Here is a 23,816-nt window from a genome sequence, read left to right on the forward strand (position 1 = left end):
ATTAAAAGAAAGAAGGTACACTATGGTGAAAAATACATTGAACGTTGGCCGCATCTCCGAAGGGTTCGTACTGGACCATATCGAAGCCGGCAAAAGTATGGAGATTTATAAATACCTGCATCTTGACAAGTTAGACTGCTGTGTGGCAATCATCAAGAATGCAAGAAGCAATAAGATGGGAAAGAAGGATATTATGAAGATCGAGTGTCCTATCGATTTCATGGATCTGGACATCCTGGGATTCATTGACCACAACATCACAGTCAATATCGTCCAGAACGAAGTGATCGTAGACAAAAAGCGTCTGACACTTCCGAAAGAAATCAGAAATGTCATCCGCTGCAAGAATCCCCGCTGCATCACTTCCATCGAGCAGGGCTTAGACCACGTGTTTGTCCTGACCGATGAGGAGAAGCAGATTTACCGCTGCAAATACTGCGAAGAAAAGTATACAGATAATAAGTAGGAGATTTGGGTCTGGCTTTTTTACAAAGGGGTCAGACCCTTTTGCACGCCATTTTCAGAATAGTTTATCAATTCCCGGATATTTTCTTTTTTACAGAAGTCGTATGAATGTGCAAGCATTCCCATCATAACCTTCTCTTCCTTGGTCAGATCTGTCTTTTTCTTTAGCATTGAAATAAATGCTTTCATCATCAGTTTATATTTCAAACTCATATTTTCATAGTTTAATCCTGACTGAAAATAGAATGCTGGTATTTTACCGCGCTCTTCGTCTGTAAAATTCCCATCCATAGCTGCCTTTACCATCTCTTTTTCCTCCGGCGGCGTTGCCCCGGTCCCAAAAACAATCAACCGGATTCCCGGATACTGTTTCAAGCAATTTTTCATCTTCTTCAGACCCTTGATCTGTCCCGCATAAAAACCGCCTCCATAGATAACAGTCTGGTAATCCGAGGGTTTTCTACGCATCCATTCCTTCATGTTTATCGCTTCGCATCCAAGTTCCTCTGCGATCCACATTGCATACTTTTGTGTAAACCCCGTTTCAGAGGTATAAACTACAACCTGCTTATTCATGTTCTTCCTCCACATATTGTTCAATTTTTTCTATATTTTCCTGCAGCTTCATGAAACCTTGATACAGTCTCTGTGTATCCTGCTCTGAAAAATCCCGGAATAAAAGTTCCAGAACTTTCTGCTGCCTTTCTCCTACTCGTTTTGAATATTGAAGCATTTTTTCATCCAGAACTACACATACTGCCCGGCTGTCCCCTTTACGTTTTTCTAGTTTTAAAAACCCTTTCATTTCCAAAGACAGAGCAATCTTTTTTACATTCTGCCGGGAACACCCCATCAGCTTTCCTAAATCAGATAACGACATCGGTTCATCTGAGGTCCCTGCCATTGCCAGCAAAAGCCATTGCTTCATTGTAATCTCTTCATCCAGCTTATCGCAGGCTGTCTGCAGCCGATTCTGGACCAGGAAGATACTTGCGAAAATCCCCTGCTTCTGCAGTGTCTCATTTACCGAATAATCCTTGATCAATTGTTGTAATTCCATTCTTACTCCTTTCTTCCGCAAAAGCGTAACTTGTTACCATTATTATAGTAACAAGTTACGCTTTTGTCAACATACTTTTTCAAAAGGGTCAGACCCCCTTGCACCTCCATTTTCAGAATTGTTTCCCGATTTGTTAACTCCCCTCCTTATTACTTGATCTTTTCATTCCTATTTCTTAAACATTCCTCCATCCAATCATACAGTACCCTTAACTGCTCTTCTGTATGAAACCAGTGCTCCCCATTCTCCATAATTGTAACCTCGCAATGGAATCTGGCGGCAAACTGCTCAATGGTTTCCCGCCGGATCATGTTGTCTTTGCCGGCATATAAGATTCTGGTAGGCACATTCCATGTCTGAATAGGATTTCTTTTTGCATACTGCCAATATTCCCAGGAGAGGGTCTGCCCGAAGGACGTTGGAATCCGCTTCTTTTTCTCCAACTGTACCTCTGTAACCTTGGCCCAGCTCATCATATCGGCTATCAGCCGCTCCATATCAAGGACCGGAGAAACGAACAGGCAGTTTTCTATCTCTTTTTCTACAAGACACAGCATACCAAACCATGCCCCCATGCTATTTGCAAACAGCGATATACGCTCCCACCGTTGTTTCATAAATTGATAGATACTGTCTAATTCCGGAACCGCCTGCCAGGGAAAACAGGAATTGTCCCCGCCCTTTCTCTCCCCATGCCCCGGCAGGTCGATACTTAGAACCTGCCAGCCGCAGCTGCACGCACGGATTGCAAATGCCTCCGCTTCTTCTTTAAATCCATTCTGCCCATGGATATAAAGATATGCCTTCCATGATGTACTTCCCCAAATGATCGCCGGAATCCCGTTAATCAAAGTTTTCGTTTTTTCTATTCCCTGTACCTTCTTTTTTGAACCTTCATCATTTTACCCCTTTAACCTTTCTATTTTTCCCGTCTGAATTGCCTCAAGACTGCGTGCGATACGCTCCTTCGGCCAATTCCACCATTTTGCTTCCAGCAAGGCTGCGATGACCTCCTCCCGGAATCTTTTTCTGATAGGCTTTGCCGGCACTCCTCCCACTACCGTATACGGCGGTACATCTTTCGTGACCACTGCCCGGCTGCCTATAATGGCACCATCACCTATGGTCACGCCGGCAAGGATGACAGCCTCATATCCGATCCATACATCATTTCCGACCACAATATCTCCCTTCTGGTCCCATGCATCAGCCACGTTCCTTTTATCCAGCCCCCACTCTTCAAAAAAGAGTGGAAATGGGTAGGTGGAAAGAGACTTCATCGTGTGGTTTGCACTGTTAAAAAGAAAACGTGCACCACAGGCGATGGAGCAGAATTTCCCGATGATCAGTCTGTCACGATTGATGGGGTAATGGTACAAAACATTATTCTTCTCAAATAAAACCGGATCATGAACAAAATCATTGTACATTGTATACTCTCCAACGCTGATATACGGATTCGTGATCACCCCCTTCAAATAAATCGTCTGGTCGTCTCCTGTTCTTGGATAAATTCTTTTTTCTAAATCCGCCATAATGCTCCCTCCTGAAAAAATCGAAACATCTCTTATATCCCATACATCCTTCACAAGCTCCATGTTACCAGTAAGCGACAAGCTCTTTCAATATACGAAATAATACCGCACTATTCTTTCTAAAGGAATCCAAAACGAAACACCATAACCAAAAAAGGACTGCCCTTTACGGCAGCCCTCTACATGATCCATAGTAAACAATTTTCCTGATCGCATAAACTGAAAGGCAGTAGCGTTTAGCCAGTTCCTCCAGGGAACAGCCGCTTTTATATTCCTCTACGATACATTCATTCCGCTTCTCAAGCTCTGCCTTATAACCTGTCAGTTCTCCCCACGATTTATGCTGTCCGGCCTTGGCAGGAACATAAAGATAACCTGCCTGCACATATTTTTGCAGTTCCTCGACCAGTTCAGCCGGGAGAATCAGATTTGCATTTATATATTTCATATGAGCTTCCTCCTTGATTGTCAGATTCAAGCAGCAAAGCCAGCATATGAGATCAGCGACTTTTCTCTACTCCCTGCAGATGTCGCTGTAATACCGGCTCTGCAAGGAGCTCTACATCGTTTTTACGTTTCTTATTCTGACACATCATCAACACCTCCTCAAATCTTCTCTCCATCCTTTCTTGCCAATTCGGCAAGCTGTTCCAAAGGTATCGCCGGACTGTACAGATACCCCTGGTATAGATTACAGCCCAGTTTCTCCAGTACTGCACGTATTTCTTCTGTCTCCACATATTCTGCGATCACTACAAACCCAAGATTCCTTCCAAGGGATACAATGGAAGAAATGATCTCCTGATTCCTTTCATTCAAAAGCATCCCCTGCACCAGCCTGCCATCCAGCTTCACAGCATAAAAATTGTTGTTCTGCAGATACATCAGACTGGTCCGCCCCATACTGAAATCATCCACTTCTGTTCTGATTCCCGCCGCCTTCAGTCTGCTGATATGATGCGGGATCTCCTCCATCCTGTCGACAGAGGCCTCCTCAGTCACTTCCAGGGAAAAATATCCTTCTATGCCATAGAACTGAGCCATGCGGATCACGCGGTTAATAAACTGCTCAGAATTCAGCTGGTCCGCCGAAATATTTGCCGAGACCGTAACCGCGCTGCCTTGATCCTTCAGCCCGCGGCATGCCTGCATAGAAACCTTCACCACAACCTGTGTCAGGCGGTCGTAAAATCCGTCTTCCTTTGCCAGCGCCACAACCAGAGGCGGATAAATACTCCGGCCCATATATTTCCAACGGAGCAGGGCTTCTGCCCCCACCATTTTCCCCCTATGATCATACTGTGGCTGGTATCCCATGGTAATCCGTTCCTGTTCGACGTCGGTACGAAGCTTTTGGGCAATGTTCCTTGCCAGAAGCCCTTTGCTGTCGCGGCGCTCAAGCAGGTGGATATTCTCCTCCCCCTCTTCCTGGCACATTTTAAAATGTTCGGTCAGCTCATTCAACAGCATCTGTGCCTGCCGCTCCTTCACACGGTCCATCAGACAGATAAAAGGAGCATATACCACCGTTCCTGCCGCCAGGATCACAAGCTGAACAGCCGCCCCTCTCCAAGAGCCGGAGGAGAGATATCCGCTGAATAAAACCGGTGTGGTCCACGTCACCTGCCTCCCTAATATGGGCAGGAATCCGGTGACCGCCGCACCGTAGGAAATCAGAAACGAGATCACAGGGGCCAGGATAAACGGAAGGAACAGAACAGGATTCAATACCACCGGAAGACCGTATACGAGGATCTCATTGATGTTGAATATCACTGCCGAAGCCGCCGAACAAGATAGCTGTCTATTCTCTCTTTCGCGGGAAAAAAGCAGCAGAGCCAGCAGAAGGCAGATGGAGGTCCCGCATCCCCCGATCATTGCATAACTATCCAAAAAGGATTTGGAAATCACTGCCCCGGCCACCGAATCCTTGGGCACAAGATATGTCTGGGCCACATGCTCCAGCGCATCTCCGCCATGGATACCAAAGACCCACAGAAGATTCAATACCACCACATATAAGATCCCTGCTCCGAGCCCATTCTCAAAGTTGTGAAAGAGATAAACAATTCCGCTGGTTACCAGGTCGTTTAGATTCTCCACATGAAAAACACGCTGTATCAGCAGATTCAGCCCAATAAAAAGCAGGGCGCAAAAAAGAAGCGGAAATATTGCAGAAAGTGAATTCCGGTAGTCCACATCCGCCCCTCTTGAACGGAACCGGGACGAAGCCGAGATCTTCCCATAAAACAGGTAAAACAGCTTTGTCGCCACAATGGAAGAAAACATTGCCGTAAACACCCCTACCGGCCCCAGATCAACTAACTCCATAGATCCGCCTGCCGCACCGAAGGAGGCGGCAAAACAGACCATGGAAACCACCATGGCCATCACCTGCAGGAACACATCGCGCTCCTTGAATGTTGTGGAATAATAATAGCTGATGCTGATGACAAGATACACGGACATAAAGCCCACCGTAGAATCAAACAAAAAATTCAGGGCCGTATCCAAAGCCCCTCCTGCCCACCCGTCAATAAAAGCCTGGAAGGCTGCGACCGGGAAATTCAAAAATAAAAGGGAAAAAGATCCTACCAGTAAAACGGGGATCAGAAGAGTAAAGCCCTTTTTTATGGAAGACAATATCTGATTGTTCTCGATCTTATAAATCACCTGAAGTGCCTTCAAATACATGCTCTCTCCCCTTTTCTCCTCATAGTAAAAAGTGATGCCGTAATCCATTCACGGCACCACCACTGTCATTCTTCTCATAAAAACTGGTTAAGCAAGACGATAAGCCGGGTTATGTCGTTGGACAATCATCTATCTAGGCCTGATGTCGCCACCAGGCTCAAGCGACCTACCTAAAGCGTGACGGGCCGCCACATTGCTTATATTCGGTCTTGCTTCGGATGGGGTTTACATGTGCCCTCTCTGTTACCAGCGAGGCGGTAGTCTCTTACACTGCCTTTCCACCCTTACCGGAAATCCCCCTGACAACAGTCAGGAATCACTCCCGGCGGTTTATTTCTGTTGCACTGGCCTTGGAGTCACCTCCACCGGACGTTATCCGGCATCCTGCCCTGTGAAGCCCGGACTTTCCTCGTCTGCAGCCTTTCGGCACTTGCAGCCGCGATTGTCTGTCTTACTTAACTTACTTATTATACTATGTAATTTTCTTTCTGTCCAGAATTTAAAACTGATTTTATGATCCAATTTTTAACTGGAACTTCTGAAAGAAAAGAGACTAATTCTGTCCGAGTCCCTCATCCACGATCAGTCCGCTTCCATCAGCGGCAGTAGTCGCCAATTCGTCACACCGTTCATTCTGCGGATGTCCATCATGGCCCTTAACCCAGTGAAACGTCACCTTATGCTGTTCCTTGGCTGCCAAAAGCCGTTTCCACAGGTCCACATTCTTTACAGGCTCATTTTTCCCGCGTTTCCATCCCTTTTTCAGCCAGCCGTCCACCCAGTGCTGGTTAAAAGCATCCACCACATACTTCGAATCAGAATAAACCTCCACCTCACAGGGACGGTTCAACGCTTCCAGCCCGGTGATGACAGCCATCAGCTCCATCCGGTTATTGGTCGTCTTAACATATCCCTGTGAAAGCTCCTTAGTATGAAGCTCTCCCTTTGTATCCACATATTCCAGTACAGCTCCATACCCTCCCGGCCCGTCCGGGTTTCCTCTTGCTGCGCCGTCTGTATATAATTTTACCTGCATATCCTCTCTGTCACTCCTGTTCTTTCCTTCTCTCTTTTCCTTCTATCCTTTTATGCATCCTCCCGCCGGCCCATATGATCATCCCTGGCTTAAATCATCTGGCTCCATGATCTCTCTGACACTCTCTGCAAAAGATTTTTCCTCTTTCTTCTCCAATTCAAAGACCTGGCCTTCTTTTGTGATGCGCTGGATCTTTTCTGCATATTCCCGGGCACTTTTTTCCAGCAGCAGCCGGTCAAAGATCCCGTAATTATCCCAAAAATGCATCGGGAATACCGCCTGAGTATCCGTCCGCTTCATAAAGCAGTCAATTCCCAGGCAATACTGCTCGCCAAGCCTGGGATCAACAGGTACAAAGGCAGCATCGATCTTCTCCCCGTTCAGCTTATTGATCTCATATTGATAATTCCGCCGCATCATGGTGTTATATTCCCTGCTTTCTTCTTCCCAGTGCCACCAGTTCAGATCTCCTGCATGGTATACCGTGATGCCTTCATACTGCACCAGAAAGGCGACACCTTCATCCGTGGACCGCAGTGTTCTGATCCGGCATCCCGAAACCTCCTTCTCCTCATTCGGCCCCATTGAGATGATGTCCCTGGCTTCTTCGGCATCCACATCATTTGATAGGATGAAATAGAGTTCCGGGAGATATTCCCTTAACCTGAAAATATCCTTCCTGTAATGGTCATGATGTACATGGCTTACAAAGACAAAAAATGGCTTCCCCGTCTTAATCTCAGGTAAATCTCCCTTATAATAATCAAACAGAAAATACGCATGCTCTAGCTCTACCAGGAAGCCGCTGTGACTTAAATAGGTTACTCTTATCATAGACTTAAAATCTCCACTACTTGTACTAATTCCGGCAGGATATATTCCAGACTGTCTTTTGCTGCTTTTGCCCCCTCCGGCAGGTTTACGATCAGCGTATTTTTCCTGATCCCGGCATTTAAACGGTCCAGCATCGCCTTCTTTGAATAACGCAGATTGTAAGCCCTGACCGCCTCCGGTATCCCCGGAAGCAGCCTGTCAGAAATCTCTGCCACAACATCCGGTGCACAGTCACGCTTCTGGATGCCTACCGCTCCCGTTGTAAGGATCAGGTCCACACTCTGCGTATCTGTCAGTCTTTTTAATACCGCTGTCAGGACTTTGCGGTCCTCCGGCAGCACCCCTGCTGCCTTCACGTCAAAGCCTACTTGTTCCAGCATTCTCTTTAATGCACTTGCAGCCGCACTCTCCTGCTTTGCCTTATATATTCCTGTATCCATTGTAAAAATTGCTGCTTTCATCTACCGTACCCCTTTCTAATCATCTATACATTGCATCCAAACCTCCTGCTCCGGAAGAAATGTCCCCCTCAGAACCTCCTTCCGTAAGCATTCGTCCTATCCTAAAATACGTCTCGCCGATTCATTGGCCCTCGCAAAGATTTCTTCCTTAGAAGAATCCAGATAGTAATTCCCATCCTGATAAAGCACCCTGCCGCCGACCATGGTCATCTTCACATTCTGCTTGCTTCCGCTGTAAACCAGATTTTTCTCGATATTCTGCAGCGGCTGCATATTAGGCTGCTGCAAATCGATCAGGATCATGTCCGCCTTTTTCCCCTCAGCCAGCGTATCACACTCCGGAAGCCCCATTGCATAAGCACCATTTACTGCCGCCATCCTTAATACATCCATTGCAGGAACTGCTTCCGGGTCATCGCAGACTGCTTTCTGCAGCCCTGTAGTCAAAAACATCTCCCGGAACATATCCAGACAGTTGTTGCTTGCCGGGCCGTCTGTGCCGATCGCTACCGGGATGTTCATGTCCAGATAACGTTTGATTGGAGCGATCCCGCTGGCAAGTTTTAGATTAGACGCCGGATTCGTCACAACAAAAAGCCCCCTCTGCTTTATGATCTGAAAATCCTCATCATCCATATGCACTCCATGGAACAGGCTGCCGCCATGATCAAAAAGGCCCTGGGAATTCATATACGCCACCGGGGTCATACCTGTCCTGCTCCTGCAGTCCTCCACTTCCTTTTTCGTCTCTGAACAATGTACGGAGACAGGAATCCCATACTTATGGGAAAGTCCTGCTAATTCCTCCATCAGCTTCCTGCTCGTCGTATACTCCGCATGGAATCCAAGCTGATAGGATATGAAACGGTCCGGGTCCTGATTATATCTGTGGTAATCCTCCTCTACCTCCTGGATAGTACCTCCAAAGTCATTGATGCTTTCACAGATGACCATGCGGTACCCCGTATCCTTTACCGTGCGCTCAGCCGCCGGTTTATTCAGATACATATCAAAAACAGATGTAATCCCGCTGGTCAGGTATTCCATAATAGCCAGCTTATTCAGCCAGTAGATATCCTCTCCTGTCAGCTTTGCCTCCGCCGGGAAAACTCTCTTATTCAGCCACTCATCCAGCTTCATATCATCTGCATATGAGCGTAGAAATGTCATTGCAGAATGTGTATGTGCATTCTTAAATCCCGGCATGAGCAGATTTCCCTGCCCATCGATCTCCTGGTCCCATTCTTCCTTTGAATCCAGGATGACCGGGCCTGCATAGGCGATCGTATCTCCTTTCACCCATACCTCTCCACGGAAGATTCCCTTTCCCTCCTCCATAGTCAGAATCCTTACATTATAAATTCGAATCTTCATCTTATCGTCCTTCCTATTCTTATCCACGATCCTATCCTGCCTGATCATTTTAGAGTTTTTCAATGATCCGTGTTACCAGACGTTCAAATTCCTCCGCCCTTTTGTCTGCAACTGCCTGTACATCCAGATGGCTCAGTTCCTCACCGGTGATACCGCATGCCATATTCGAGATGCAGGAGATCCCGCAGACCCGTATCTGGGCATGCCGGGCTGCGATGGCCTCACATGCCGTGCTCATCCCCACTGCATCCGCTCCAATGGTCTCGAACATCCTGATCTCTGCAGGACTTTCGAAATTTGGCCCTGATGTCTGGAGGTAAACACCCTCCCGGATCGAAATCTGCTCTTCTTCTGCCGTATCTCTGATCAGCTTCATCAGCTTAACATCATAAATATGTGTCATATCCGGGAAACGAGTTCCAAGCTCGAATACATTTTCCCCGATCAAAGGAGACGGGACGAAATTAGAGATCTGATCTGTGATCATCATGAAATCTCCGACGCTAAACTTTCTGTTGATCCCGCCGGATGCGTTGGTCAAAAGGAGGATCTCGATTCCCATCATCTTCATCAGCCGGGTCGGCAGTACAACCTCCTCCATGGAATACCCTTCGTAATAATGGACGCGCCCTTTCATCACAACTACCGGGACGCCGCCAATAAATCCCAGAAGAAAACGGCCGTCATGGCCTTCCACGGTAGAGACCGGAAAGCCCGGGATATCACCATACGGAATCTCTTTCTCTACCTTCATATTTCTTGCATAATTGCCAAGGCCGGAGCCAAGGATCAAGCCGACACGGGGCTTAAAATCTGTAACAGACTTGTAATATTCATAACATTTTAATAACTTTTCATATTGTTTGCTCATATTTTATACTCCTGATCTATGTGATGAATTAAAAAGATACCTGGGAGTATTATAACCTTTACGCTCCAAAGACTCAAGGGGAATTTCAGAACGCCACGCCGCTGCATTTTTGAATGACCCTTAAGAACGCAGACAGGCTGCCCACCGCTAAATTTAAGCCGGTGCAGCAGCCCTTTTCACCTATCTATATGATAATGCACACCAGTCCTCCGTTACTGTCGTTCACGATCTTCTGCATCGTATCCTGCAGCTTCACCTGGCTTTCGTCATTGATCATAGTGATCTTATTCCTCATTCCGTCCATCACCAGCTCTTCAATGGACTTCCCGAAAATATTCGTTCCCCATACACCTTCCGGGGTCTCGCTTTCCGCCTTGATATATTCTACCAAATCCTGTGCCTGCTTCTCATTCCCCACGATCGGCGCGATCTCTGTCTCGATGTTCGCCCGGATCATATGGATAGACGGTGCCTCAGAATGAATCTTCACACCATACTTATTCCCCTGCTTAATGATCTGAGGCTCATCCAGTGCGATTTCTTCCTTCTTCGGGCTGACCACTCCGTACCCTTTCATTTTCACATCTGCAAACGCATCCTTGATCTGGGTATATTCCTCCTTCATCGCTGCCAGCTCCTTCATGGCGGTGATCAGTTCATATTCTCCCTTGATCTGTGTTCCTGTCAATTCGCTTAAGACTTCATAATAGAACTGCTCTGCAAACGAGATTCTGATCTTTACCCTGCCGGTGTCCATCTCGATCTTGTCTACATTTACCTTTTCTATGTATGGACTGTCTGCCAGCGGCGGGTCTCCTGCTGCACTGCGGATGTCTTTTAAGCCTGCCATGATCGATTTTACGTTCTGTAATAGATCGGCCTTGATCCGGTGGTCTCTGGACAGCATTTCCACCCACTTCGGGATATAGAATTCCACCTCTGCAATGGGGAATTCGAATAATACCTGGCGCATAATGTTATGGATATCCTCTGTCCGAAGCTGCTCGCAATTGACCGGGAGAACGGATACACCGTATTTCACCTGCAGCTCCTCCTGCATCGCCTTTGCCTCTTCTGTGTAAGGCTTCTTCGTATTCAATAAGACAATAAACGGCTTCCCGATGGATTGAAGCTCTTTTACTGTTTTTTCTTCCGCAGCTATATAATTTTCTCTCGGCAGGTCCCCGATACTGCCGTCTGTTGTCACGACGATCCCTATGGTCGCATGGTCATGGATGACCTTCTGGGTCCCGATCGCGGCAGCTTTGGTAAATGGGATCTCATACTCGAACCAGGGCGTCTTCACCTGCCGCTCTGCCTCGTTTTCAATATGCCCCGAAGCACCGTCCACCATATAGCCGACACAGTCGATCAGCCTGATTTTCACCTCCACATCATCAGAAAGCTTGATGGCGGCTGCCTCCTTTGGCACAAATTTGGGCTCTGTGGTCATGATGGTAGTGCCGGATGCGGACTGGGGCAGTTCGTCCTTTGTTCTCTCTCTCGCATGTTCGTCTGTCATATTCGGCAGTACCAGAAGATCCATGAATCTCTTGATAAAGGTCGACTTGCCTGTCCGAACAGGACCAACAACTCCGATGTAGATTTCTCCGTTTGTTCTTGCTTTCATGTCTTTGTATAGCTGAAATGAATCCATAAAATTACCCCCTTGTTCTGCTGATACCAATGTATGCACAGAAAAGGGGGTTTATGATTATTCTATAAAAATTTATTCTTCACCCGGCCATGGCAGGGAGGCATGTTCGCTTTTGTGTTCACGCAGCATCAGCTCATCGACCGCCTCTGCCGGATTCTTGCCCTCGAAAAGCACGGCATTTACCTGGTCTACGATCGGCATGGAAACACCATACTCTTTGGCCAGCTTTGCAGCTGCCTTGGCGGAATAGACGCCTTCAACCACCATCTTAACTTCCTCCATCGCCTGCTCCATCGTCCTGCCCTGTCCGATCAGGAAACCGGCCTTCCTGTTACGGCTGTGGACACTGGCACAGGTTACGATCAGGTCGCCGATCCCGGTAAGCCCTGTAAATGTCTCGATCTTTCCACCCATTTTCACACCCAGCCTTGCGATCTCTGCAATTCCCCTGGTGATCAGGGCCGCCTTCGTATTATCTCCATACCCAAGTCCGTCTGCGATTCCTGCCGCAAGGGCGATCACATTTTTCAGAGAGCCTCCCAGCTCGATTCCTAAAATATCCGGGCTTGTATAAACGCGGAACACACGGCTGATGAACATGGATTGAAGGTACTGGGCAGTCTTTCTCGTCTTTGCGCCGATGACACAGGTAGTCGGCAGCTTCCTTCCGACCTCCTCCGCATGACTGGGTCCGGAAAGAACCGCTACGTCTGCCTGCGGGATCTCCTGTTCGATCTGCTGAGATAGTGTCATCAGAGTCGTCTCTTCGATTCCTTTTGCCACATCCACAATGATCTGTCCCTCTTTGATATAAGGGCTCATGCTCTTAGCAGTTGCTCTTGTAAATGGAGAAGGTACGGCTAACACCAGGAAATCGCGGCCCGTCACAGCCTCTTTCAAGTCATTTGTGATCATCATATCTTCCGGAAGCTTTACTCCGGGAAGCTTTGTCTCATGTTCTCTTTTCCGGGTCAGCATCTCCACCTCTGCCTTGTCGATCGACCAAATGGTCACCTGGTGTCCATTCTCATGCAACAGGACAGAAAGTGCTGTTCCCCAGCTTCCAGCTCCTAATACACCTACATTTGCCATCATTCATTCTCCTTTACATCTGAATCTACTTTTTCTTCCCTGAACCAAATCTATTCTCCGTGCCTGCGAGCAGACGCTTAATATTCTCTTTATGCCTGTACCATGCCAAAAGGGTCAGGACAAGGACCAGTATGTACATCTCATACAAGTACGGGGCTGCCATATGAAAGCCGCCGTACTGTCCAAAGGTTACCACTTCCAGGAAAAACAAGGTGGAAGCAAGCAGAGACCCTAAGGATACATATCTGGAAAAAATCACAGAAATCAAAAAGGCCGCCAGCGGAATCGGCACCATCGCCGGGCCCGTGGAAACGACAAGGCCTGCCAGGACCGCGATCCCTTTTCCCCCTTTAAACTTCAGATAAAACGGGAAGTTATGCCCCAGTGTGGCTCCCATCCCCGCATACATCGCCAAAAGCGGCAGAGCTTCACTGCCTCTGTAAACATAACGGACGATCAGGATCGCCGCAACACATTTGAGCACATCTCCTGCAAAGGTCATAAGACCTGCCTTCCACCCCATCACCCGCACGGCATTGGTGGAGCCTGCATTTCCGCTCCCTTCTTTTCTGATATCAACATGATTGAGCTTCCCTACAAGATAGCCTGTCTGTAATAAACCGCAGACATAACCGATCAAAAGGCAGATGAAACGTTCCATAACTATTGCTCCTTTTCCTTTCTTTCCCTGATAAAGAACTTTAGAGAGGTTCCCCTGAATCCAAAGGCTTCTCTGATCTTATTCTCCAGATATCTGGTATAAGAAAAATGCATCAGCTCTTTATCATTTACAAAAATAACAAAGGTCGGCGGCTTCACAGAAACCTGTGTAATATAGTACAGCTTCAGCCTCTTGCCTTTATCTGACGGCGGCTGCTGCATAGCAACTGCCTCTGTCATGATCTCGTTGAGAACTCCTGTCGCCACACGCAGCGTCTGGTTCTCGATCACCAGATCGATCATCTCGTACAGTTTGGTCAGTCTCTGCCCTGTCTTTGCAGATACGAACATGACCTCCGCATAAGGAAGATAGGATAAGACCTGTCTGATCTTGGCTTCATATTCTCTGGTAGTCTTATCATTTTTCTCGATGGCATCCCATTTATTCACTACGATGATGATCCCTTTTCCGCGCTCATGGGCGATTCCGGCTATCTTAGCATCCTGCTCCGTCACCCCTTCTGTGGCATCGATCACCATAAGGACCACATCCGCACGCTCTACTGCTGTTACCGTACGGATGATACTGTAGCGCTCCAGCTCTTCCTTAATCTTATTCTTCCTGCGCAGCCCTGCCGTATCAATGAAAATATACTCCTTTCCATTGTACACGATATCTGTGTCAATAGCATCTCTGGTGGTTCCTGCAATATCAGATACGATCACGCGGTTCTCACCTAAGAGCTTATTGATGATCGAAGATTTCCCCACGTTCGGTTTTCCGACGATGGCGATCCTCGGCCTGTCATCTTCTTCCTCTTCTCCCGCACCTTCCGGGAAATATTGTGCTACCGTATCCAGCATATCTCCGATCCCCAGCCTGGATGCCGCTGAGATCGGAACCGGATCCCCAATACCGAGGTTATAGAATTCATAAACATCCGGCATCATCTTATTAAAATTATCCACCTTATTAACAACAAGTACGACTGGCTTGCCTGATCTCCTGAGCATATCGGCAACCTTAGAATCTGAATCCACTAATCCCTGCTTTACATCCGTAATGAAGATAATCACATCGGCCGTATCAATGGCAATCTGTGCCTGCTCTCTCATCTGGGAGAGGATGATATCCCTGCTGTCCGGTTCAATTCCCCCGGTATCGATCAGGGTAAACTCCTTATCCAGCCAATTGACATCAGCATAGATACGGTCTCTTGTAACTCCCGGCGTATCCTTGACGATTGAAATCATCTCTCCTGCCAGGACATTGAACAACGTAGATTTTCCAACATTTGGCCTTCCTACGATCGCTACTACTGGTTTACTCATATTTATTAACTACCTTTCTGAACTTTTCATTTTTCGTTTCTTTTAGGAACTGGCAGACTTAAGATAACTTCTTTTATACTGTGTTATGTCTTTCAACCCTGCCCGCTTGATTTTACAATATCTGCCGAAACTTGTAAAGCTTTCTTTTGAAATCACACTTCTTATTATATATAGAAAAGGAAAAGCCAATACTTTACTGCAAGCATTATATCACAAATCCTCCCAGTATTGCAATGAATCCGGCTGTCTATGCGTATAAGCATATGCTCCTCTTGCTGTCATATTCGAGCTTCTTACGTGTGCCGAAACGGTATGGGCCGTGTATCGCCAGTGTTTGTACCGTGTTTTGTACACACATTTATGCAAGCTGTGCTTGAATTTCATCATTAAAAATGATATAACCTTATATGTAAGAGACTGGATTTTTCCAGTCTTAAATTCGTAGAACATAGGAGAAAATCATGTCAAACATCGAATTGTTAGAAAGGACACTTCCTGTGGCACCCCTAAAGATCGCTGCCATGGAAAGCTGCAAAGAACTTGGAAAGAAGGTAAATGACTACATTGTATCCTTCCGCGAGAATACAATCAGTGAAGTCAAGCCCTCTCCGCTCTATGTCAATTATGAATCCCACAATTATCTGGTGGACTGCTGCTGCCCGCGTTTTGGTTCCGGCGAGGCAAAAGGGATTCTCAAAGAAACAATCCGCGGGACTGACTTATTTATCATGACAGATGTATGTAACTACAGCCTTACTTATACCGTGAATGGACACGAAAACCACATGTCACCGGATGACCATTTTCAGGACTTAAAAAGGGTCATTTCTGCCGCAACCGGCAAAGCACGCCGAATCAATGTCATTATGCCGTTTTTATATGAAGGCCGCCAGCACAAGCGTACGAAGAGAGAGTCTCTAGACTGTGCACTTGCTTTGGAGGAGCTGGTTGCAATGGGTGCATCGAATATCATCACATTTGACGCCCACGACCCAAGAGTACAGAATGCCATTCCGCTTAATGGTTTCGACAGCTTCAATCCTCCGTACCAATTCATGAAGGCCCTTTTCCGTTCCGTACCGGATCTGAAAGTGGACAAGGAGCACTTAATGATCATCAGCCCGGATGAGGGAGCGATGCACCGCGCCGTTTATTTCTCCAATATCCTGGGCGTGGACATGGGAATGTTCTATAAACGCCGCGACTACTCTACCGTAGTCAACGGAAAGAATCCGATCGTAGCCCATGAATTCCTGGGAGATGATGTGGAGGGCAAGGATGTCATCATCGTAGATGATATGATCTCCTCCGGTGAAAGTATGCTGGATGTCGCCAAACAGCTGAAAAACAGAAAGGCCGGACGGGTATTCGTATGTACCACCTTTGGATTATTCACAGAAGGCTTCGATAAGTTTGATGAATATTACGAAAACGGCTATCTTGACCGCGTGATCACGACAAACCTGACCTATCTTCCGCCGTCTGCAAAGGATAAGCCTTATTTTGTAACCGCGGATATGAGCAAGTTCCTGGCACTGATCATTGATTCCCTGAATCATGACACCACCATCGGTGCGGTACTTAATCCTACCGATAAGATCCACGCTCTACTCGAAAAGCACGGCATATAGAAAATAAAATACCTGCCCCGGCCGGGGTACAAATGAGAGGACTGCTGCACAGACTTTGTGCACAGTCCTCCTTTTTATCCCCTTTTTATTCCCTGCGGACAATTTGCGCATCCTTCGTATCTTAGTTGACGGCTCTGGCTTTATCCTTTATAATTATTACACAAGTAAGATTAAAGGAGAAGAACTATGGAAAGATTACCACAGATATCAGAAGCCGAATACGAGATCATGAAAATCCTCTGGGATGAATCCCCCCTTGGCACCAACGAGGTATGTGACCGGGCCGGGCAGACTCATACATGGAATCAGAAGACGATCCACACATTATTATCCCGCCTGACTGCCAAAAAGGTGATCTCCTACGAGCAGCGGGGACGCATGTACTACTATTTCCCGATCATTTCCCAGGAAAAATATCTGGAACAGGAAAGTCATATTTTCCTGAATCGTTTTTACAACGGCGAGGTAGCTCCCATGCTCTCTACTCTGCTTTCGAGCACAGAGCTGTCGGATTCAGAACTAAAGGACTTATATACGATCATTGATTCCAAAATAAAGCGTGGTGAATAATCATGACATTCCCTGTCCGTTTTTTAGCCTGTAATATTTTTATCTGCATCCTGCTTGGCTGTATGCTGATACTGAAAAAATGTTTGAAAAAGCATATCACTTTGAACGTACAGTATCGGCTGTGGTATGTTTTTATATTCGCTATGCTTATACCCTTTCTCCCTTACAGGAGCATTGCTCCTGCAAACCTGCTGTTAAAGATACGGCAGCTATTTTCAAGGTCTGCCTCTGCTTCCGCTTCTGCATTGACAGGAAGTACTCCCCCGTCTGTTACTTCCGATTGGGGGATCCGGGACTTTTCAACCGCCATTGCTTCATCCGGCCGTCTGCTGAACTGGGTGCTGTTTGGAATCTGGATCTTAGGCATGCTTCTTGCCGCAGCCCTTTTCCTGCGCAGTACTATGGGAATCTATTTCCTGCAAAAAAAGGCATATCCGGTCAATCGGCTAAACGAGCCGGATCTGTACCAGCAGTTTGCGGCCTGCTCACGGGAACTGGGCATAAAGCGCAGTATTCGGCTTTACGCCTCCTGCGATCTCCCGACCCCGGTTTCTTACGGATGGCTTAGGCCCACCGTCATGATCCCCCAGGATTTGGACATTCTATTATCAGAAAAGGACCTGCGTTTCATTTTCCTGCATGAACTGCAGCATTATAAACAGAGGGATGCTTTTGTGAATGACCTGGTCTGCCTTCTACAGATCGTTTACTGGTTTAACCCTTTTATCTGGTATGGATTCAGACAGCTCAGAAAAGACCGCGAGATCGCCTGCGACCACTTAGTCCTTTCTGTCATTGGAAGCGGTCAGGCCAGGGAATACGGTTATACGATCCTTCAATATGCAAAACATATGCAAAAGGGAATGCACTTTTCTTTCGTTTCTGCCCTGGGCGGCGGGAAAGAGCTGATCCGGCAGCGGATCGTGGAGATCGCAGGATATCAAAAGGATTCTGCTCTGCAGAAAACCAAAAGTATAGGCGTGCTGCTTCTGATACTGGCGCTTGTATACTGCTTAAGTCCTCTGTTAACAGCATATGCTTCTTCTGATTCTTCCTTCCGATTAAAGGATAATCGCTGGACAGAGCTCGATCTCTCCTCTTATTTTCAGGGGACAGACGGCTCCTTTGTTTTATATGATATGGAAGAAGAACAGTATCAGATCTATAATAAGGAATTAAGTACACAGAGAGTTTCCCCAGATTCCACATTTAAAATATACAGCGGGCTTTTTGCCCTGGAGGAACAGGTGATCTCTCCGAAAGACTCTCTTAAGGAATGGGATGGAAATGAACAGCCTTTTGACGCATGGGAGCAGAATCAGACATTGAATACTGCCATGCACGATTCTGTAAACTGGTATTTCCAGAATCTGGACCGCCAGCTGGGGCTTTCAAAATTGTACTCCTACTACCAGAAGATCTCTTACGGAAACTGTGATCTAAGCGGCGGAACTACGTCCTATTGGGCTCAATCCTCCTTAAAGATCTCCCCGGTGGAACAGGTGAATCTATTAGCGGGCCTCCTTGAAAACAAGTGGGATTTTAAAGTACAGAATATAGAGGCCATCAAAGACGCCTTATTCCTTAAGGAGACCTCCTTCGGCAGACTCTATGGGAAAACCGGGACAGGTATTGAGGATGGAAAGCTCGTCAATGGGTGGTTTGTAGGATTTTTGGAACATGAGGGCCGTACCTATTGCTTTGCGGCTAATCTCAAAGACTCTGAGTATGCTGACGGCAGAAATGCCTCCGCGGTTACCATCCAGATTTTAGAAAGTATTTTTTAACCTAAGGCAAACAGCCTCAAAATGATCCGGCAGGTCATGCCCATATCATTCTGAGGCTGTCTTTTAATTCTGATGAAAATAGGACTCAAATATCTTTCTTCCACATTCTACCGCCGGGGTTGCCGAATAACCGTTCACGATCCTGACCGCAACCGCGATCTGGGGCTCCTCAGCCGGTGCATATCCCACAAACAAGCCGTGATCCGGCCTGGTATTCACTTCCTGCGCTGTTCCGGATTTACCTGCGGACGGGATCGGAAATCCATCGAAGATCCCTGTATCCTGTGCATACCACTCCATTCCGGTATGAACACTGTCCCACACCTCGGCAGGCAGATGGATATCACTTATTATTTTAGGTTCTTTTTCCACTTCATCTACCTTTCCGATTAGGGAGAGACGAAAGCTGGTCCCCCCGTTTGCCAGTGTGGCAGCATAACGCCCCAGCTGTGCGGTGGAAAAATTGTTCGTCCCCTGACCGATCGCAGAAGGGATCGCGTATTTGTCTGTAATCTGGGGGGTGCTTTCTGTCAATTCGATTCCGCTCTTTTTGTCCATATCAAACAATTCTGCGTATTCCTGGATCACCTTCAATGCCTGATCATCGGAAAATGTTCCAGAGTCTGTCATGCCCAGCCTGTATGATATCTCGCATAAGTAGTCATTGCAGGAATTCTTCAGTGCACTGGCTGTCCCTGATACACTGCCATGGCCCAGGTGGTTCCAGCATTTTAAAGGCGGATCCACCTTATCAAACACGCCGTCGCAAAAAACCTCCGCAGACGGTACGATCACCTCTTCCTCCAGACCTGCAATGATGGTGACAGGCTTAAAGGTAGACCCCGGGGCTGATAACTGCTGTGTGGCACGATTATAAAGCGGAAGGGATTTATTGTTATAAATCCTGAAATAATAATCATGGTCCATCTGGTTCGCCAGTCTGTTATTATCATATCCCGGATAACTCACGCATGCCAGTACCTTTCCGGTCTTTGTATCCACTACGACTGCAGAACCGGAACATGGATCTAAAGCCAGATCCGCAGGGGTGATCTCTAATTTCTGAATTTTCCGGATGATCAGATCATAGGAAGAAATCGCCCCCTGCTGCCATCCTTCAAACTCTGCGTCCTGCTTACTTAAGATGCCCTGCTCATACAGAAGCATACAGATCTGCTCAGGAAGTATCTCATCGGCCATTACCATCTGTCCATAAACAATTTTTTCGAACTCATAATCACGCTTTAGTTCCTCCGCTATATAACTGATCACAAGACTATAGACTTCGTCCTGCTTTAAATAGGCCTCGTTTGAATCCAGTCTGCTAAGATCGACCCATTCCTCCTTGATGGCCTCCTGTATGTATTCCCTTAGGGAAGCCTCACCATTTTCCCATTTTTTGTATATTTCGGACGCCGTATCTATTTCATCCCTCTTAAAGATATCCAGGTTTTCGATGATGAACTGCTGATATTTCTGCATATCCTTTGAAAGTTCCGAAAATGGGCCGGATGGATTCTCCAGCTCCTTTTGTACCCTGGATATCACATCCTTCCTCTTTTTCCTGAATTTCTCATAAATATCTTTCTCAAGCTCTGATGCCTCTTTCCCTTGAAAATGAGACAAGTCCATGACTTCATTCGTTAATAAAGAGACATATACGTCATAGATAGGAATGCGGATTTCTGTAGCATCACTCACTGCTGTCTTATCAAATGTCTTTGCATTGATTATATTTTCCAGAAGAAGATCCGCAATCTTTTGTTCCAGCGCCCTGTATATCTCATTTTGCAGATCCATATCAACACTCAGATAAACATCTTTCCCCGACCCAGGCTCTTCCACCACTCCGGAATCGTATGTCATCCTCCCCACATTATCCACAAAGACCTCTTTCCTTCCGTCTTTTCCCTTAAGGATATCCTCCAGATACTGTTCCATTCCTGATTTCCCCACAACAGAGCTGAGCGAATATCCTTCTTTCTCCTTTTCCTTAAGCTCCTCCATGGAAATGGTTCCTGTGTACCCCAGGATCGGTGCACAGGCCTCCCCGCCTTCATATACCCGTATGCTGTCCTCCTCAACATTCACCCCTTCTATCTCCGGCTGGTTTTCCATGATCGCTGCTAAGGTCTCCTGGGATACATTTCTGGCTGCAATGACAGGAAGATATTTTTGGTATGTCTGTAAAAATAAGGAGTACCTCACGCTTAAGAGATCTAATAAATCCTCTTTGCCCATATCCTCTGGCAGTCCGTATTTTCTTTTTTCCGCTTTTGTATATGGAGCTCCGTTTTCGGAAAAGACACAAAACTTCTCTTCCCCTGATAGAAACTCCATCACATCCTCCGCCGTAGAAGCCTTCTCCTTTTCCGTCATGTCTTCCACCTGGCTTTTCCCATATATATCTGCCTTGAACCTGTCCAGAGAGAAACCTTCTGCCGTAAACTGATAAGCCCCGCTCCGGTCAAGTCCGATCTTCAAGCTATTCTCAATGGAATCCCCATGTTCCTTTATGATACTGATTATCTGATAAATATTTCCGTTCAGGCTTAACTGGCGTTCCCGGCTGGTATCATATTCTATGGCATCCTCAAAGGTAACTGCATAGGCCAGCTGATTTCGCGCAAGAGGCTTTCCATTCCTGTCATAAATATTCCCCCGGGTTCCCTTAAGCAGAATCTCCCGCTTTGTCTTTAAACTGAAATTCTCCATATACTCCCCGCCATGGATAATCTGAAGCTGAAACAGCCGACATATTAAAATGAAAAATAGCAGACCAAAAAAAATCAATAAAACTAAAAATCTTGACGTTCTTATTTTGCGCATAGCAATCTCCTACATTTGTAATACTTATTTATATACTACATTTGTAAGACTTTATTGTCAAGCTATTATTTTCCTACCTCAATCGTCCGGTCTCGTATTTGATCTTGATGCGCAGGTAATTCATTAATTCCTCAAACTTCAACTCTGTCGTCTTCTCTGTGATGGTACATCCGATGCTCTCCCCCGCTGTCAGTAAAAAGGAATCTGTCACTTCTAACCTGTGCTGACAAAGATATCTCAGCTTTTCCTCATTGGAACGGCAGTCCAGGAATTGAAAAATAAGGGGAATCTGGTTTAGGTCATCCCTGTCCTCTTTTTCCGCAGTCTGCCCCTCTGAAATAGAAGCTGCACCGTCCGGTTCTGCATTATCTTTTATGATTCCTGTTAATTCAAACCGATAGTTTTGTTTTACCTCTGGATATTTTTCTTTATCAACAGGACTTAAAAACATGTCCAGAGGACGGGCATAGACTTTCCGGGTACCATACAACGCCTGATAAATCACCAATTCCTCCTCAGTCTCGGTATGCATTGCAATATGCAGTATCTGGTACTGTCTTCCTTTAAAATGTGTGTAGATTTCCCCTGGCTTAGGTCTTTTTCGTTCCATAATATACGCCTCTTTTCTTTATGTTTTTAATATAAAGAAAGCGCCGGCATAACTTCTCCTTGGTATGCCGGCTGTTTCTTATTCTTAATACAATTTTGCACTGATCAGTTTCGGGCGGAATCCTTTTGCCTCCAGTGCATCCAGGATCTTATGTTTATGCTCTGTGCCGAATGCCTCCATCGTGATACGCAGTTCCACGGCAGCATTTCTGTTCGTGCTTACAAACTGGTTATGCTCCAGCTTGATCACGTTGCCCTGGGCATCGGCGATCGTGGATGCGACACTCACCAGCTCACCCGGCTTATCCGGGAGCAGGACAGATACAGAGAAGATGCGGTCTCTCTGGATCAGGCCGTGCTGTACGATAGAGGACATGGTGATCACATCCATGTTGCCTCCGCTTAAGATGCAGACTACTTTTTTTCCTTTGCAGTCTAACTGTTTTAATGCTGCTACGGAAAGAAGTCCTGAATTTTCTACGACCATTTTATGGTTTTCCACCATATCCAGGAAAGCCCCGATGAGTTCATCGTCTTCTACCAAAAGGATCTGGTCAACGTTCTCCTGAACATAAGGAAGGTTCTGAACGCCCACTGCTTTCACTGCAGTACCGTCTGCAATGGTATTTGCACTATCTAAAGCCACTACTTCCCCTGCCTTTAAAGCTGCCGTCATGCTGGCTGCCTCGGCCGGCTCTACACCGACTACCTTGATCTTCGGATTCAGCATTTTGGCAAGCGTAGCCACTCCTGTGATCAGGCCGCCCCCGCCTACAGGTACAAGGATGTAATCAACAGTCGGCAGCTCCTGTACGATCTCCATAGCGATCGTTCCCTGTCCTGTAGCGACATCCAGATCATCGAACGGATGTACAAAGGTATATCCTTCCTTTTTTGCCAGCTCATATGCATACGCGCATGCATCATCATAGACATCGCCGTGAAGGATCACCTCTGCCCCATAGCTCTTCGTGCGGTTCACCTTGATGAGCGGGGTAACGGTCGGCATCACGATGGTTGCTTTACAGCCATACTTCTTAGCGGCATATGCCACGCCCTGGGCATGATTCCCGGCAGATGCGGTGATCAGGCCTTTCTGCCTCTCTTCCTCGGACAGCGTGCTGATCTTATAATATGCACCGCGCAGCTTATATGCGCCGGTATGCTGCATATTTTCCGGCTTTAAATATACTCTGCCGCCGCTCTGTTCACTTAAATAGTCGCTGTACACCAATTTGGTCGGGTTGGTTACCTGCTTTACGAGTTCACTTGCTTCCTCAAACTTCTCTAACGTTAACATTTTACCCCTTCTTTCTTTC

General features: G+C 46.7%; 22 protein-coding genes and 1 other RNA gene. 4 read left to right on the plus strand and 19 right to left on the minus strand.

Annotation, left to right across the window (positions count from 1 at the left end; all coding sequences use genetic code 11):
• The first annotated feature begins 22 nt into the window (after positions 1 to 22).
• Positions 23 to 466, plus strand: a complete 444-nt coding sequence (locus tag AC4OGX_RS21195) for an aspartate carbamoyltransferase regulatory subunit (protein WP_493332860.1) — start codon at positions 23 to 25, stop codon at positions 464 to 466.
• A gap of 20 nt (positions 467 to 486) precedes the next feature.
• On the opposite strand, the gene AC4OGX_RS21200 is transcribed toward AC4OGX_RS21195, so the two are convergent.
• From AC4OGX_RS21200 to der, 16 genes are all read right to left on the minus strand, one after another.
• Positions 487 to 1,041, minus strand: a complete 555-nt coding sequence (locus tag AC4OGX_RS21200; RefSeq protein WP_493332861.1) for a flavodoxin domain-containing protein — start codon at positions 1,039 to 1,041, stop codon at positions 487 to 489.
• Complete coding sequence (locus tag AC4OGX_RS21205; protein ID WP_493332863.1) at positions 1,034 to 1,525, minus strand: MarR family transcriptional regulator; 492 nt, start codon at positions 1,523 to 1,525, stop codon at positions 1,034 to 1,036. The genes AC4OGX_RS21200 and AC4OGX_RS21205 overlap by 8 nt, the downstream gene beginning before the upstream one ends.
• A 149-nt stretch (positions 1,526 to 1,674) precedes the next feature.
• Positions 1,675 to 2,376, minus strand: a complete 702-nt coding sequence (locus tag AC4OGX_RS21210) for an alpha/beta hydrolase (RefSeq protein WP_493332864.1) — start codon at positions 2,374 to 2,376, stop codon at positions 1,675 to 1,677.
• A 51-nt stretch (positions 2,377 to 2,427) separates the two neighbouring features.
• Positions 2,428 to 3,060 (minus strand): CatB-related O-acetyltransferase, encoded by a 633-nt coding sequence (locus AC4OGX_RS21215; RefSeq protein WP_493332866.1) that lies wholly within the window; start codon positions 3,058 to 3,060, stop codon positions 2,428 to 2,430.
• A 166-nt stretch (positions 3,061 to 3,226) separates the two neighbouring features.
• A complete protein-coding gene (locus AC4OGX_RS21220; protein WP_493332867.1) occupies positions 3,227 to 3,508 on the minus strand; it encodes a CD3324 family protein in 282 nt (93 codons plus the stop codon).
• Between the two features lie 158 nt (positions 3,509 to 3,666).
• Positions 3,667 to 5,802 (minus strand): PTS sugar transporter subunit IIC/EAL domain-containing protein, encoded by a 2,136-nt coding sequence (locus AC4OGX_RS21225; RefSeq protein WP_493332869.1) that lies wholly within the window; start codon positions 5,800 to 5,802, stop codon positions 3,667 to 3,669.
• Positions 5,803 to 5,838: 36 nt separating this feature from the next.
• Positions 5,839 to 6,212, minus strand: an RNA gene (rnpB, locus tag AC4OGX_RS21230) — RNase P RNA component class A.
• 95 nt (positions 6,213 to 6,307) lie between these two features.
• Positions 6,308 to 6,790: a ribonuclease HI gene (rnhA, locus tag AC4OGX_RS21235; RefSeq protein WP_493332870.1), complete on the minus strand. Its 483-nt coding sequence runs from the start codon at positions 6,788 to 6,790 to the stop codon at positions 6,308 to 6,310.
• Positions 6,791 to 6,868: 78 nt separating this feature from the next.
• Positions 6,869 to 7,624 (minus strand): MBL fold metallo-hydrolase, encoded by a 756-nt coding sequence (locus AC4OGX_RS21240; RefSeq protein ID WP_493332872.1) that lies wholly within the window; start codon positions 7,622 to 7,624, stop codon positions 6,869 to 6,871.
• On the minus strand, positions 7,621 to 8,085 hold the full coding sequence (locus AC4OGX_RS21245) for a MogA/MoaB family molybdenum cofactor biosynthesis protein (RefSeq protein WP_493332874.1): 465 nt from the start codon (positions 8,083 to 8,085) through the stop codon (positions 7,621 to 7,623). Before AC4OGX_RS21245 ends, AC4OGX_RS21240 begins: the two co-directional genes overlap by 4 nt.
• Before the next feature lie 96 nt (positions 8,086 to 8,181).
• Entirely contained in the window at positions 8,182 to 9,459 is a 1,278-nt protein-coding gene (locus AC4OGX_RS21250) for an amidohydrolase (RefSeq protein ID WP_493333060.1), read from the minus strand.
• Positions 9,460 to 9,508: 49 nt separating this feature from the next.
• Positions 9,509 to 10,330, minus strand: coding sequence for a purine-nucleoside phosphorylase (locus tag AC4OGX_RS21255; protein ID WP_493332876.1), 822 nt, complete (start codon positions 10,328 to 10,330; stop codon positions 9,509 to 9,511).
• 184 nt (positions 10,331 to 10,514) lie between these two features.
• Entirely contained in the window at positions 10,515 to 11,987 is a 1,473-nt protein-coding gene (gene spoIVA / locus AC4OGX_RS21260) for a stage IV sporulation protein A (protein ID WP_493332877.1), read from the minus strand.
• A 72-nt stretch (positions 11,988 to 12,059) separates the two neighbouring features.
• On the minus strand, positions 12,060 to 13,079 hold the full coding sequence (locus tag AC4OGX_RS21265) for an NAD(P)H-dependent glycerol-3-phosphate dehydrogenase (protein WP_493333062.1): 1,020 nt from the start codon (positions 13,077 to 13,079) through the stop codon (positions 12,060 to 12,062).
• Positions 13,080 to 13,104: 25 nt separating this feature from the next.
• On the minus strand, positions 13,105 to 13,740 hold the full coding sequence (gene plsY / locus AC4OGX_RS21270) for a glycerol-3-phosphate 1-O-acyltransferase PlsY (RefSeq protein ID WP_493332879.1): 636 nt from the start codon (positions 13,738 to 13,740) through the stop codon (positions 13,105 to 13,107).
• Between the two features lie 2 nt (positions 13,741 to 13,742).
• Positions 13,743 to 15,071 (minus strand): ribosome biogenesis GTPase Der, encoded by a 1,329-nt coding sequence (der, locus tag AC4OGX_RS21275; protein WP_493332880.1) that lies wholly within the window; start codon positions 15,069 to 15,071, stop codon positions 13,743 to 13,745.
• Positions 15,072 to 15,532: 461 nt separating this feature from the next.
• On the opposite strand from der, the gene AC4OGX_RS21280 reads away from it, so the two are divergent.
• The 3 genes from AC4OGX_RS21280 (at position 15,533) to AC4OGX_RS21290 (ending at position 19,059) form a co-directional block, all read left to right on the plus strand.
• Positions 15,533 to 16,702 (plus strand): ribose-phosphate pyrophosphokinase, encoded by a 1,170-nt coding sequence (locus AC4OGX_RS21280; protein ID WP_493332882.1) that lies wholly within the window; start codon positions 15,533 to 15,535, stop codon positions 16,700 to 16,702.
• Between the two features lie 186 nt (positions 16,703 to 16,888).
• Entirely contained in the window at positions 16,889 to 17,272 is a 384-nt protein-coding gene (locus AC4OGX_RS21285; protein WP_493332883.1) for a BlaI/MecI/CopY family transcriptional regulator, read from the plus strand.
• A gap of 62 nt (positions 17,273 to 17,334) precedes the next feature.
• Positions 17,335 to 19,059, plus strand: a complete 1,725-nt coding sequence (locus AC4OGX_RS21290; RefSeq protein ID WP_493333063.1) for a BlaR1 family beta-lactam sensor/signal transducer — start codon at positions 17,335 to 17,337, stop codon at positions 19,057 to 19,059.
• Positions 19,060 to 19,122: 63 nt separating this feature from the next.
• On the opposite strand, the gene AC4OGX_RS21295 is transcribed toward AC4OGX_RS21290, so the two are convergent.
• From AC4OGX_RS21295 to ilvA, 3 genes are all read right to left on the minus strand, one after another.
• Entirely contained in the window at positions 19,123 to 21,774 is a 2,652-nt protein-coding gene (locus AC4OGX_RS21295; protein WP_493332884.1) for a penicillin-binding transpeptidase domain-containing protein, read from the minus strand.
• A 187-nt stretch (positions 21,775 to 21,961) separates the two neighbouring features.
• Positions 21,962 to 22,498, minus strand: a complete 537-nt coding sequence (locus AC4OGX_RS21300; protein ID WP_493332885.1) for a DUF1653 domain-containing protein — start codon at positions 22,496 to 22,498, stop codon at positions 21,962 to 21,964.
• An 84-nt stretch (positions 22,499 to 22,582) separates the two neighbouring features.
• Positions 22,583 to 23,797 carry a threonine ammonia-lyase gene (gene ilvA, locus AC4OGX_RS21305; RefSeq protein WP_493332887.1) on the minus strand — a complete coding sequence of 405 codons (1,215 nt, stop codon included), beginning with the start codon at positions 23,795 to 23,797 and terminating at the stop codon, positions 22,583 to 22,585.
• Between the last annotated feature and the right edge of the window lie 19 nt (positions 23,798 to 23,816).

It is taken from the genome of Faecalicatena sp. (assembly GCF_058819085.1).

Bases quoted from the DNA above. Each gene is read 5' to 3' on its own strand.
- AC4OGX_RS21195 (WP_493332860.1), top strand. From the start codon at position 23: ATGGTGAAAAATACATTGAACGTTGGCCGCATCTCCGAAGGGTTCGTA.
- AC4OGX_RS21200 (WP_493332861.1), bottom strand. From the start codon at position 1,041: ATGAATAAGCAGGTTGTAGTTTATACCTCTGAAACGGGGTTTACACAA.
- AC4OGX_RS21205 (WP_493332863.1), bottom strand. From the start codon at position 1,525: ATGGAATTACAACAATTGATCAAGGATTATTCGGTAAATGAGACACTG.
- AC4OGX_RS21215 (WP_493332866.1), bottom strand. From the start codon at position 3,060: ATGGCGGATTTAGAAAAAAGAATTTATCCAAGAACAGGAGACGACCAG.
- AC4OGX_RS21220 (WP_493332867.1), bottom strand. From the start codon at position 3,508: ATGAAATATATAAATGCAAATCTGATTCTCCCGGCTGAACTGGTCGAG.
- AC4OGX_RS21225 (WP_493332869.1), bottom strand. From the start codon at position 5,802: ATGGATTACGGCATCACTTTTTACTATGAGGAGAAAAGGGGAGAGAGC.
- rnhA (WP_493332870.1), bottom strand. From the start codon at position 6,790: ATGCAGGTAAAATTATATACAGACGGCGCAGCAAGAGGAAACCCGGAC.
- AC4OGX_RS21240 (WP_493332872.1), bottom strand. From the start codon at position 7,624: ATGATAAGAGTAACCTATTTAAGTCACAGCGGCTTCCTGGTAGAGCTA.
- AC4OGX_RS21245 (WP_493332874.1), bottom strand. From the start codon at position 8,085: ATGAAAGCAGCAATTTTTACAATGGATACAGGAATATATAAGGCAAAG.
- AC4OGX_RS21250 (WP_493333060.1), bottom strand. From the start codon at position 9,459: ATGAAGATTCGAATTTATAATGTAAGGATTCTGACTATGGAGGAGGGA.
- AC4OGX_RS21255 (WP_493332876.1), bottom strand. From the start codon at position 10,330: ATGAGCAAACAATATGAAAAGTTATTAAAATGTTATGAATATTACAAG.
- spoIVA (WP_493332877.1), bottom strand. From the start codon at position 11,987: ATGGATTCATTTCAGCTATACAAAGACATGAAAGCAAGAACAAACGGA.
- AC4OGX_RS21265 (WP_493333062.1), bottom strand. From the start codon at position 13,079: ATGGCAAATGTAGGTGTATTAGGAGCTGGAAGCTGGGGAACAGCACTT.
- plsY (WP_493332879.1), bottom strand. From the start codon at position 13,740: ATGGAACGTTTCATCTGCCTTTTGATCGGTTATGTCTGCGGTTTATTA.
- der (WP_493332880.1), bottom strand. From the start codon at position 15,071: ATGAGTAAACCAGTAGTAGCGATCGTAGGAAGGCCAAATGTTGGAAAA.
- AC4OGX_RS21280 (WP_493332882.1), top strand. From the start codon at position 15,533: ATGTCAAACATCGAATTGTTAGAAAGGACACTTCCTGTGGCACCCCTA.
- AC4OGX_RS21285 (WP_493332883.1), top strand. From the start codon at position 16,889: ATGGAAAGATTACCACAGATATCAGAAGCCGAATACGAGATCATGAAA.
- AC4OGX_RS21290 (WP_493333063.1), top strand. From the start codon at position 17,335: ATGCTGATACTGAAAAAATGTTTGAAAAAGCATATCACTTTGAACGTA.
- AC4OGX_RS21295 (WP_493332884.1), bottom strand. From the start codon at position 21,774: ATGGAGAATTTCAGTTTAAAGACAAAGCGGGAGATTCTGCTTAAGGGA.
- AC4OGX_RS21300 (WP_493332885.1), bottom strand. From the start codon at position 22,498: ATGGAACGAAAAAGACCTAAGCCAGGGGAAATCTACACACATTTTAAA.
- ilvA (WP_493332887.1), bottom strand. From the start codon at position 23,797: ATGTTAACGTTAGAGAAGTTTGAGGAAGCAAGTGAACTCGTAAAGCAG.